Annotated in this window: 1 protein-coding gene; it reads right to left on the reverse strand. The window is 69.4% G+C overall.

Going from position 1 to position 307, the window contains the following annotated elements; genetic code table 11:
* On the reverse strand, positions 1–307 hold a 307-nt coding region (locus N0K08_RS19930; RefSeq protein WP_261502154.1), incomplete at both ends, for a hypothetical protein.

Here is a 307-nt window from a genome sequence, read left to right on the forward strand (position 1 = left end):
CGCCGGCCAGGGCCGTCAGCGTGACGACCGTGCCGCCCACGGTGACCACCGGCGTACCGATGTCGCCCGCGTCCGCCTGGCCGCTGAAGGTGAAGCTCAGCGTGGTCGGGGCATCGACCGCATGGCTCAGTGTGAGGTTGAAGACGGCGTTCGCGCCTTCGTTGACCAGGCCGGGGTCGGACACATCCAGCACCGGAATGTCGGCACCAGGACCTTGCATGTCGGTAATGGTCGCATGGCCGGTGTCGGTGATGCCGGCCGGCAGCGGCGTGCCATTGAGCGTCGCGCCGGTCAGCGTGCCCGTCAG

Source organism: Acidovorax bellezanensis, assembly GCF_025421555.1.
GTDB lineage: Bacteria > Pseudomonadota > Gammaproteobacteria > Burkholderiales > Burkholderiaceae_C > Comamonas > Comamonas bellezanensis.